Raw genomic sequence first — 10,453 nt, forward strand, 5'->3', positions numbered from 1 at the left:
AAAAATCCAAATTTTCCATCATCGGCGAGGAGGGGGCGGCCGCCGCGGCAGAGTGGTACGGCAGGCAGGATGCTGAAATGTGGAAAATGCTCGGTCTCGATCTCTCCACGCAGCAGGGAAACGCCATAAAGAGGCTTGAGGATCTTTCCGTGGCAAAGCGGATGGCGGAAGCCGGGAAGGAGGCCGAAACCATCAAACTTGCCACCGGCTGGGAAAAGGGCGCGGACGGCAAATGGCGCACCGAAACCGACGACAACTGGCAGTTCTCTCCGGAGTTCCTGCGTCTGGAACCGTATGAATCACTGCCGATTGACCGCTGTATTCAGGAGGGAACGGAACTCTTCTCCGCCTATCCGGAGCTGCGGGAATTCAATGTCCGGCTATCCACATCGTTGGAGATGCAGCAGTCGAAAGGCTGGTTCGACCGGGAAGGCGAGGAGATTGTTCTGCAGCAGGACGGGCTTCCCGCGATGAAGAAAACGCTGATTCACGAGATTCAGCACTACATTCAGGAGCAGGAGGGATTCGCGCCCGGCGGAAATCTGTACACCGCCTCCCGGCTGGCGGCAACCGGCAATTACAGTTCGACCGAACTTGCCGACGCCTACCGGAAATTCCATGACAATGTGAAGCTCCTGCCCGGTGATCTGTATGAAAACATCGGCCGGGTGTTGCATGAGGATTCCTTCCGGAACTTTCGCGACGTTCTGGGCGAGGAGCTCGGCGAACTCTGGGGCAGCGGAGAGACCGCGATTGATTTCATGCGCAACGCCTACGATTCGAGCAACCGCGAAACGTTCCTGCAGATCTATGAAGCGGAGCTGGAAAAGGCGGAGAAGGGACACCCGGACGCATTTTCCCTTTATCGCCGTCTCGCTGGAGAAGTGGAGGCAAGGAATGCGGAGAGGCGCTCCGGCCTGTCGCTGGAAGAGCGGCTGCGCACTCTGCTCGCCAATACCGAAGATGTTGCCGAACAGGATAAAATCTATCTGGAAAAGAATACGGCTGATCTCCCGCTTTCCCGCGAGGAGGATTCGGCCGCTTTCCAGAAATGGTTTGCGGATTCCAAGGTGGTGGATGCGGAGGGGAAACCGCTGGTGGTGTATCATGGATCCCCGAATGATTTCACTGTATTCAGCTACAAATTCAACAATAGCAATGGACAGGCGGAGGGGCGCGGATTTTACTTCACCGACAATCGCAGTTATGCGGAGGGATATCAAAGTGATGGCGGGAAATTATTCGAAGTCTACCTGTCGCTTCAAAATCCGTTGAATCCCAAAGAGCTGACGATCACGAAACCGGAACTCCGGAAAATTATCAACGCGATTGATCCGGATGGGGACGGCATTTCGAACTACGCGGAAGACAGTCGCGGATATCCCGGCTCGGCATGGCGAAACCGGGCGCTGGATAGCGCGGTGAATGCGATTTACGACAGCAGTGAAAACGATGCCGATATCATCGGAGAGCTGTACAGTTCTTTCGGTGGTGGAACCGTTCTGGAAGAGGTCAGAAGAATTTCCGGTTACGATGGTTTTATGACCAGAAACGAAAACGGAGACACGGTTTACGTCGTTTTCTCGCCGACACAGATCAAGTCCGCGACGGAGAATGTCGGAACATTTGATCCGGAGAATCCGGATATCCGCTTTTCGGAATCCGGTCAGGCGGAGGAGCTGGCAAACCTGATGGCCAAGCGGGTGGCGCCGATTATCCGCGACGCCAACGGGCGCGATTCCGATGTGCGCGAGGAGGTGCGGACACTGCTTTCACAGGAGGGGTTCGACACTCCAATCGCCAGCGGCGGGGATAACTCCCTCTTGACTTTTCGCTTCGTCGCACTATATTCCCTGCAGAACAGGATACATGACAATGACGGAAAACCGGATCGGCAGAAAAATCAATCAGTACCGGAAGGAGAAGAACCTTACCATCAAGGAGTTCTCCGAACTCTCCGGCATCAGCACCGCTTTGGTCAGCCAGCTCGAACGCGGCATCGGCAACCCGAGTTTGAGTGTGCTTCGCCTCATCAGCCGGACGCTGGGAATCTCGCTCTCCTCCCTCTTCCTCGAGGAGATCGACAACGCTTCTCTGATCCGCCGCCGCGAGGAGCGCGAACGCATTCACAACCCCGGCGAAAAGGATGCCGTCTATTTCAACCTCACCCCCGGCCCGCTGAAGTCCGGCGTCGAACTCCGCCTCATGGAGCTGCCCCCCGGGTGCGAAACCAACGACGGTTTCTCCCAGCACTTCGAGGAGGAGACCGCCTATCTGGTCCGCGGTGAGGCGGTGATCCTCTTCGAGGAGGAGGAGTTTCTGCTCCGCTCCGGCGATACCGTGCGGATTCTGCCGCTGCGCAAACACAAACTGCGCAACCCCGGGCGGGAACCGGTCCGGGTGCTCTTCATCCGGAGCAAGCTCAACTACTGAAGCTCCGCCGCGGCGTTGAAGCTGAGCTGCCCCGCTTCGTTCCGCCCGCAGCAGAGGAAGCGGCTCCCCGAACGGATGCCGCCGACGGTCAGAAGTTCCGGCGCCCGCACGGCGGAGAGAAAGTGCAGCTCCACCTCGCGGAAGCGCGGCGAACTTTCTCCCGGTTCGGTCGCGCAGTCCTGCACCAGCCCCGCGTATTCGGCGTTGTTGAGGTGTCCGTTGACATCCTCCATCGTCGGCCGGACGCGGATTTGGAACCGGGCGGGCACCTCCGGTTCCGGCAGTTTGGTTTCCAGCGGGAAGTAGTCCGGCTTCTCCGCATTCGGGGGCAGGGCGGCCGGCAGCTGTTCCAGCCGGACCGGGCGCAGTTTTTCCGCCGAAAGCAGCAGCCACGCGCTCGACGCCACCGCAATCTCTCCCCCGTCCTCCCCGGTCAGGCGGAACTGGCGGTGCGCGAAGAGGCGGCGGAAGCCGTTCGGCCAGGTCTCCACCGTGACGCTCTCCCCGATTGCCGGATAGCGGCGGATCGACAGATGGAGCCGCGACAGCACCCACAGCAGCCCCCGTTCGGAAAGCGCCTCCAGCCCCACGCCGAGCTGTGCGGCGTGGTTGGCGGCGGCCTCCTGCAGAAAATCAAACCAGCTGGAGAGTTTCAACAGTCCGTTCCGGTCGGTCTCCCGGCAGCGGACGCGGAAGGTTTCCCGATGGGTCGGCGGCGGTTGAAGTTCTTTCATGGGATCGTTCTCTCCTGAAATTACGGTCTGCGCAGCGGGCAGTGCCCGAAACGCTGACGTTCCTGATTGGCGAAACTCCACAGCTCCGGATCGCGGGCGAGCCGTTTCACCAGCGCGGTGGCGGAGATTCTGCACCGTTCCGCCGCCGGTTTCAGCTCCCATTTCTCCTCCTCGAGCAGATCGAGCAGATGGGCAAGCATGAGCGGGTAGTCGGCGTGTTCGACGGCGCATTCGATCCGCTCCGGCGGTTCCGCCGGGCTCTGTCGGATCCGGTAGGCGAGGGCGAGCCGGAGCTTGCGCAGTGCGGCGGCGCGGTTGCGGTGCTGGCTTCGCTCGGTGCAGTCCTCCGCAACGACGCCGAACGCCGGCAGCCGCACCCGGGCCGCGCTGGAGGTTTTGTTCCGCTTCTGGCCGCCGTTGCCGGTCCCCTTGAAGAACTCCAGTTCACAGCAGGCGGAGAGGGCGGAATCATCCAGTTTCAAAATTTCATCGCGATTTTCCATCGAATCGGCTTTCAATTTCCCTGTTTTGGAGTTACAGTTATATTAATGGTTTTTACGGAGATTTCAAGCGGTATCGCCGCAAATTTTCTGATGGAGAGAGTGGAATGAAAGTTCTGGTCGTCGGTTCCGGCGGGCGCGAGCATGCGCTCGTCTGGCAGTTGAAACAAAGTCCCGAGGTGGAAACCGTCTACTGCGCCCCCGGCAACGCCGGGATTTCCGCCGATGCCGAATGCGTTCCGATCGGCGTCGGCGAACTGGAGAAACTCGCCGATTTCGCGGCGGAACACGCGGTGGATCTCACCGTCGTCGGCCCCGAAGCGCCGCTCTGTGACGGCATCGTGGACTGCTTCCGGCGCCGGAACCTCGTCGTGTTCGGTCCGGACCGGGAGGCCGCACAGCTCGAAGGCAGCAAGGATTTCGCCAAGAGCTTCATGCTCAAGTACGGCATTCCCACCGCGAAGGCGGCCACCTTCACCGCCGAGGCGCCCGCCGCGGAGTATGTGAAGAAGGAGTTCGCCGCCGGAGCGAAGGGGATCGTCATCAAGGCGGATGGACTCGCCGCGGGCAAGGGGGTGCTGGTCGCCGACAACGAGGCGGATGCGCTCGAATTCCTCGCCGGATGCTTCCACGGCACTTTCGGCGCCGCCGGAGCGAAGGTGCTGGTTGAAGAGTGTCTCGTCGGCGAAGAGGCGTCGATTCTGGCGCTGACCGACGGCAACACGATCGTGCCGCTGGTCTCTTCGCAGGATCACAAGCGGGTCTTCGACAACGACGAGGGGCCGAACACCGGCGGCATGGGGGCCTATTCGCCCGCGCCGGTGGTGACCGATGCGGTGTGGAAGAAGATCGATGCGGAGATTCTTCAGCCCTTCCTGCGCGGCATCCGGGCGGAGAAGCTTAATTTCCGCGGGGTGATCTTCGTCGGAATCATGGTTGTCGACGGGGAGCCGAAGGTGCTGGAATTCAACGTCCGTTTCGGTGACCCGGAAATTCAGCCGGTGATGCGCCGGTTCGAGGGGGACTGGTTCGACGTGCTCAAAAAGACCGCCGAAGGGCGGCTCGCCGAGGCGAAACTCGCCTGGTCGGAGGAGCCGGCGGTGTCGGTGGTGCTCGCTTCCGGCGGGTATCCCGGCAGTTACGCCAAGGGGTATCCGATCTCCGGACTCGATGAGGCCGCCGCGACCGGCGCGGTGGTGTTCCACGCCGGAACCTCCTTTGACAAGGAGGGGAGGATCGTCAACTCCGGCGGCCGGGTGCTCGGCGTCTCCGCCCGCGGCCGCGACATTCGCGAGGCGATCCAACACGCCTACGAGGCGGTGGATAAGATTTCGTTCAAGGATGGCTTCTGCCGCCGGGACATCGGCGCGAAGGCCCTGAAACATTTGAAGTAACCCGAAGCAAAAGAAGGATGTGTGAAATGAAACGTACCATTCTCGCTGTCTGCGGTGCAGTGCTGGCCGGAGCGATGTTCTGTGGCTGCACCACGGTGGAGTCCACCCAGAAATTCAACGCGCTCGGACTGGGCACGCCGAACGAGAAGGCGGTCTGTCAGACCTTCGTCGAGATTCCCGGATACTACTTCTGGGGGCTGCCGCTGCTGGTCGGCAGTGCGGCGGGCGATGGAAAGTGCGCGCTCTTCCAGTACACCGGAACCACGGAGAATGTGGTCAATCTGCTGACCCGTGAGGCGAAGTCCAAGGGGGCGGCGCGGGTGATCAATGTGCAGTGCACCGTGACCGAGACGCCGGTCTGCTTCTTCCTCCTGACCCGCCGTTCGATGCAGGCTTCCGGAACCGGCGTCCGCTCGAAGGATGCCGCGGTGAAGAACGCCGTTCACCAGTACGAGATGGCGCCGTAGTCCGGCGGAAAGGAGCGCCGGTGCCTGATGGAAAGCAAGGAGAACAAACCCAAGGTATTCGTCCTCGACACCAACGTATTGCTGCATAGTGCGCAGAGTGTTGAGTCGTTTCAGGACAACGACGTCGTCATTCCGATGGCGGTGGTCGAGGAGCTGGACAAGTTCAAGAAGAACTCCGACGAGCTCGGCCGCAACGCGCGGCAGGTGATCCGTTATCTCGACCGCCTGCGGCAGAAGGCGCTGCCGAAGACCGGGCAGCTTCGTCTGGGGGTGCCGCTTTCGAGCATTTCCGCCTCCGCGACCGGGAAGCTGTTCGTGCTGACGGCGACGACCGGGCAGGACACTCCGGTGGCCCGCAAGGTCGATGCCACTTTCGGCAGTGAACTGGCCTACTCCTCGCCGGACAACCGGATTCTCCGCGTCGCCTACGACCTCAAGCGCAAGGGGCGGCGGGTGATTTTCATCAGCAAGGACATCAATCTGCGCATCAAGGCGGATGCTCTCGGCATTGCGGTGATGGATTTCGAGCGGGGCAAAGTGAACAGCTCCTCGCTCTACACCGGATTCCGCGCTGCGGAGATTCCGGCATCGGAGATCGACAAACTCTACCGGGAGCATCATCTGCCGGCGCGCCCCTTCGGTTTGCTCCCCAACGAGTTTCTGGTGGCGACGGCGGAAGGAAATCCGAAACAGTCGGTGATCGCCCGCTGCCGGGCCGACGAACTGCTCGTGCCGGTGGACCGCGCCAAGACCGATTCGGTGTGGAACGTAAGTCCGCGCAACCGGGAGCAGCGCATGGCGTTCGACCTTCTGCTTGATCCGGCGGTGAAGCTGGTGACGCTGGTGGGCGGAGCGGGGACCGGCAAGACGCTGTTGGCTCTGGCCGCCGGCATGCAACTGGTGCTCAACGAGAATCTCTACGACCGTATTCTGGTGTCGCGCCCGATCATTCCGCTCGGCAACGACATCGGATTTCTGCCCGGCGACAAGGGGGCGAAGCTGGCGAGCTGGATGCAGCCGATCTTCGACAACCTCGACTTTCTGCTGGGCGGCGAAGCGGAACGGCGGGCGAAGAGCTCTTCGCGCTATTCGACCGAGGGGTTGATCAATTCACACAAGCTGGAGCTGGAGGCGCTGACCTACATCCGCGGGCGGAGCATTCCGCGGCAGTACGTGATTGTGGACGAGGCGCAGAATCTGACGCCGCACGAGGTGAAGACGATCATCAGCCGTTGCGGGGAGGACACCAAGATGGTGCTGACCGGGGATCCTCATCAGATCGACAATCCCTATCTGGATGCGTCGAGCAACGGCTTGAGCTACACGGTGGAGCGGCTGAAGGGGCAGCATGTATTCGGGCACGTCACACTGGCGCGCAGCGAACGCAGTGAACTTTCGGCGCTGGCGGCCTCTCTGCTGTAGAGCAACCAAAAGGCATCTCCGGCTTCAGAAAAGAATTTCCCGGAGCCGGAGAGCCGTGATACTGCATTGGGAGCAGATTGGATCAGAATTTAACCGTAACGCCGGTTCCTCCCTTTTCCCCGGTGGGAAGTCCGATACTTTTGGAGATGCCGTCGAGCATAAGATTCATCTTCTGCAGTCTGGCGGTCGGATCAACCGCAATTACACTGTTGCCTTTGATCAGGAAAGCGCCGGGGGCACTGGTCTGAAAATTACCGAGTTTGCCGGGCTCGTGAAAAATCGCTCCGATTGTGCCATCGTTGAATTCAATTGCCTGAATTGCGCCGGTGTTGGAAAGAACTTTTCCTTTTCGCCAGTTTGCGGTTTCTTCCGGCGTCGCGCCGGGAAGGATGGCGAAACAGTAGGACACTTCCTGCGGTTTTATTCCATGGTTGATCTGGAGATGAAAGACATCCCGGGTTTCCATGCGGGGAGAGGAAAGACCTCCTTCAAGAATCCGCCAGTCACCAGTTCGTTTGCCGGTGGAGAGAATCAACCCTTTTCCCCGGTAGCCGATTCCATCATGATGGAACCACTCCCTCTGCTGCCTGATTTCTCCATTGCGGATACAGCTGTTGACGGTGGTGGCGACTTCATGGGGACTTGTGGAGGAGATGTCGGCGCCGAGTTGATAGATGGCGTCGGTGTCGAAGAAATACGCTTTTTTCGCTTTGACTCCGTCGAGATTCATCGTGAATACTGCGGCTCCCCGAACCCCGTCTGTCACGCCGCCGACGAATTCCGTTTCCCCAAGCTGGCGCCACTGACGGCTGAGAGTCCATCGAGGAATTTGCCCCCCGCCGCATCGAAGTCCCCGTGCTCGACTTTCCGCTGCTGAATAGATGGGCGTTTTCGGTAGCGTGGTTCCTGGCAACCGGGTCCAATCCCAGCAGGGAAGGATGTTGTCATATTCCTTACCGGAACGCATCACCAGACAGACGCCGTCGGAAAAGTAACGTCCAAGCGCATTGTCCCAGTTGGTATCGTCCTCAATCGGCCTTACCCGTACAGAATTCATCCGAACTGCAGCATACCATTCCGGACGGCGATGCACCATGTAGTCGGAATTCCAGAAGTGGCGATTGCCGACCAGCGTGTTCCCCGCAACCGGTTTCAGTACGTCATTATATTGAGTGAAGCTCCCGGGATCCGCATTGCGAAGTTTACGAAATGCTTCAAGAATTTTCTTCCCCTTGTCTGCCGTGGCATTTCTGCCGAGCTGGCGGCCACAGGCGAGAAGATCCAGTTTTCCCTGCCATAGAACCCAGCGGAAGCCATCGAAGGCCAGCGTATGCATGATGCGCCACTGTTGCGGAGTCAGCGCCCAGCGGGTATCGCGCCAGAGTTCGGCCCAGTGGGCGATTTTGCTGAAAAATTCACCTCCGTAATTGCCAAACTGGATCTGCGGCCCATGCTGGTGGTAGCTGCCGTCTGTTCGGATGCCGCCGAACAGCCAGTCGTTTTTCCGCATTGCCGGAGCAAAGCGAATTTCCTCCTGAATTACATTCGTTGCCTGCGTCATAAGATGATATTTCCGTTCCAGGAGAGCCCGAAGAAAAATATTTTCTGCCGCAAAAACCCGGTTGTTGCCGGTATATCGAGGATGGAACTTTGTCTGGCGGCAGACCCGCAGAGCATCCCGGCGCAAAATTCCAGCCGGGAAGAGTTCCGGAGTCAACAGCAGAATTTCCGCCATAGTACGAGGAACCATCAATGCATTGAACCACCAGTTTCCGCTCTGGGGACGGTTGACCGTCCAGAAGGAAACCGCTTGCCGGATTGCCATGCTGTTCCGCCGAAAAGCGTGCTCAGGCATGTCGCCTGCAGCTAGAATGCGCGCCAGCTCTCGAGTGCGGCGCAGATGTTCGGCAGACCGCCATGCCGAGTGATTGTCGTCGCGATAATCAATGTCTTGAAATGAACCATCAGGTTGTTGAAGAGAAAGCCATCGCTCCACGTCACGAAAGAGCATCTTTTTCTCAAGTAGTTGATTTCTAATCCGTTCTTCCAGAAGAGCACATTCCTTGCTCTGAACATTGGATAAGACGGGCTCCTCTATGGCAGCCTCCTCTTCTTCGATCGCTTCATCATTCAGTATCTGTAGAGAAGAGAGATCGAAATCAACCTGGCCGGAACAGCCTTCCAGACCGAGACGTAATTCCCCTTTTTTCACATCTCGGGGAATTATTGTAGAAAAATCAAATTTTCGCCATTCAAAAGAGCCTGCCGGTATTACTGCACCCGGCCAGAATTTTTTGCCACGGCTGTTCTGGTAATACAGTTGAATTTTGATTCCTTTCGTGAGGTCAGCAGGCTGGGAAACGTCATTTGCTCGAACCTTGATCCGCAACAGAAATTCTCCATTTTGAAATGGAGTAAGATCGATTGCTGCCCGGAAACAATATTGGCCGAAAGCAGTTTTCTCCGACGGAACATTGACAGTAAAAATGTTTTTTCCTTGCAGATGTTCCGCTTGACAATAACGGTCCGCACGCCAGTGCAACTTGCAAGAATTCGTCGCAGTTTCGGCATTGACCACGAGACTCAGAAGACACGATATGCTTATGCCTGCTTGAAATATTTTCCCTGTAATCTTCATATTTTCCTCTGGAATGTTGCGGTTTCATAAGCGTTGTCGATTGAAAAGAGCCATTTTTTTAATGGAGCGGTACCAATGTCGTCTGTAACGAGACTTCCTGTGCAGCGCACAAGTCGATGGAGACTAGAGGGTTTTCGCAACCCAATTAATTACTCGGTTTTTCCCTGAAAAGCGGCATTGACATAGCCGGTAATCTTCATCGGAGAATTTATAAGTTCAGTGCCGCTCATTGTTGTAACATGCCCGTCTGCCATAGCGACGTTTGCACGATTATTGTGCAAAGTGTGGATCGCTGGATGACTGGAAAGATTCAGACTGCTCTGTGAGAAAAACCACCAGCTTGATGCATCTCTGGCTGGCCGGATTGTATCGGCCAGCATGACCAGGGCAGAAGGTTTCCTCATACGGGAACTTACCAGAAAGCGACTTTCCCCGCTGCCGGCTGGAGTGAATTTATATGTAATTTCACCAAATCGTTCAGAGAAACCGCTGTCTTCCGTATCCAGCGGCATACCGTAGGCATATTTTATGCCGGTATTGGAAGCGTTTTCTTCTGCATATTTCATTGCTTGATCGACATTGGGACTGGCCGGGCAGAGAAAGACTGAGAATGGCAGATAGACTGTTCTGTTATTGAACGTCAATTGATTGCGTACCCAGCGTCCTCCGGAAAGAATCACGTGGTAGGGTTCATAACTTGTTTCGTAACTGGAGCGCAGTACAAAAAGTCCCTTGTTGTCATCCGCATAAGAGATATGGGCAGTCATGACTTCTTTCTGTTGACTGATGCATTGAGTTGCCTTTGCCCTGGCACGCGCCTTGTTCAATGCCGGCAATAGCATGGCCGCAAGGATTGCGATAATTG

At 57.7% G+C, this 10,453-nt stretch carries 8 protein-coding genes and 2 pseudogenes; 6 read left to right on the forward strand and 4 right to left on the reverse strand.

Annotated features, from left to right (window positions below):
* Positions 1-161: 161 nt before the first annotated feature.
* From ACMLHG_RS06145 to ACMLHG_RS06155, 3 genes and pseudogenes are all read left to right on the forward strand, one after another.
* Positions 162-1,568, forward strand: a pseudogene (locus tag ACMLHG_RS06145) (hypothetical protein); the annotation flags it as partial.
* A 307-nt stretch (positions 1,569-1,875) separates the two neighbouring features.
* Positions 1,876-2,001, forward strand: a pseudogene (locus ACMLHG_RS06150) (helix-turn-helix domain-containing protein); the annotation flags it as partial.
* 204 nt (positions 2,002-2,205) lie between these two features.
* Positions 2,206-2,433: a cupin domain-containing protein gene (locus tag ACMLHG_RS06155; RefSeq protein WP_294437326.1), complete on the forward strand. Its 228-nt coding sequence runs from the start codon at positions 2,206-2,208 to the stop codon at positions 2,431-2,433.
* Here ACMLHG_RS06155 and ACMLHG_RS06160 read toward each other — a convergent pair.
* Together ACMLHG_RS06160 and ACMLHG_RS06165 are read right to left on the reverse strand one after the other, a co-directional pair.
* Complete coding sequence (locus tag ACMLHG_RS06160; protein ID WP_417169924.1) at positions 2,427-3,167, reverse strand: acyl-[acyl-carrier-protein] thioesterase; 741 nt, start codon at positions 3,165-3,167, stop codon at positions 2,427-2,429. The two genes, ACMLHG_RS06155 and ACMLHG_RS06160, sit on opposite strands and share 7 nt — an antisense overlap.
* 20 nt (positions 3,168-3,187) lie before the next feature.
* A complete protein-coding gene (locus ACMLHG_RS06165) occupies positions 3,188-3,670 on the reverse strand; it encodes a peptide chain release factor family protein (protein ID WP_294437323.1) in 483 nt (160 codons plus the stop codon).
* Between the two features lie 104 nt (positions 3,671-3,774).
* Here ACMLHG_RS06165 and purD point away from each other — a divergent pair, with 104 nt between their 5' ends.
* From purD to ACMLHG_RS06180, 3 genes are read left to right on the forward strand one after another with little or no spacing between them, the layout of a single operon-like run.
* Complete coding sequence (gene purD / locus ACMLHG_RS06170) at positions 3,775-5,061, forward strand: phosphoribosylamine--glycine ligase (protein ID WP_294437321.1); 1,287 nt, start codon at positions 3,775-3,777, stop codon at positions 5,059-5,061.
* A 26-nt stretch (positions 5,062-5,087) separates the two neighbouring features.
* Positions 5,088-5,528 carry a hypothetical protein gene (locus ACMLHG_RS06175; protein WP_294437319.1) on the forward strand — a complete coding sequence of 147 codons (441 nt, stop codon included), beginning with the start codon at positions 5,088-5,090 and terminating at the stop codon, positions 5,526-5,528.
* 27 nt (positions 5,529-5,555) lie between these two features.
* Positions 5,556-6,950, forward strand: a complete 1,395-nt coding sequence (locus ACMLHG_RS06180; protein ID WP_417169925.1) for a PhoH family protein — start codon at positions 5,556-5,558, stop codon at positions 6,948-6,950.
* Between the two features lie 82 nt (positions 6,951-7,032).
* Here ACMLHG_RS06180 and ACMLHG_RS06185 read toward each other — a convergent pair whose 3' ends face one another.
* Positions 7,033-9,588: a polysaccharide lyase family 8 super-sandwich domain-containing protein gene (locus ACMLHG_RS06185; RefSeq protein ID WP_417169926.1), complete on the reverse strand. Its 2,556-nt coding sequence runs from the start codon at positions 9,586-9,588 to the stop codon at positions 7,033-7,035.
* A 149-nt stretch (positions 9,589-9,737) separates the two neighbouring features.
* The coding region (locus ACMLHG_RS06190) for a prepilin-type N-terminal cleavage/methylation domain-containing protein (protein ID WP_417169927.1) at positions 9,738-10,453 on the reverse strand (716 nt) is incomplete at its 5' end.

The organism is Victivallis sp., assembly GCF_048170485.1.
Classification (GTDB): Bacteria; Verrucomicrobiota; Lentisphaeria; order Victivallales; family Victivallaceae; genus Victivallis.

Bases quoted from the DNA above. Each gene is read 5' to 3' on its own strand.
- ACMLHG_RS06155 (WP_294437326.1), top strand. From the start codon at position 2,206: ATGGAGCTGCCCCCCGGGTGCGAAACCAACGACGGTTTCTCCCAGCAC.
- ACMLHG_RS06160 (WP_417169924.1), bottom strand. From the start codon at position 3,167: ATGAAAGAACTTCAACCGCCGCCGACCCATCGGGAAACCTTCCGCGTC.
- ACMLHG_RS06165 (WP_294437323.1), bottom strand. From the start codon at position 3,670: ATGGAAAATCGCGATGAAATTTTGAAACTGGATGATTCCGCCCTCTCC.
- purD (WP_294437321.1), top strand. From the start codon at position 3,775: ATGAAAGTTCTGGTCGTCGGTTCCGGCGGGCGCGAGCATGCGCTCGTC.
- ACMLHG_RS06175 (WP_294437319.1), top strand. From the start codon at position 5,088: ATGAAACGTACCATTCTCGCTGTCTGCGGTGCAGTGCTGGCCGGAGCG.
- ACMLHG_RS06180 (WP_417169925.1), top strand. From the start codon at position 5,556: ATGGAAAGCAAGGAGAACAAACCCAAGGTATTCGTCCTCGACACCAAC.
- ACMLHG_RS06185 (WP_417169926.1), bottom strand. From the start codon at position 9,588: ATGAAGATTACAGGGAAAATATTTCAAGCAGGCATAAGCATATCGTGT.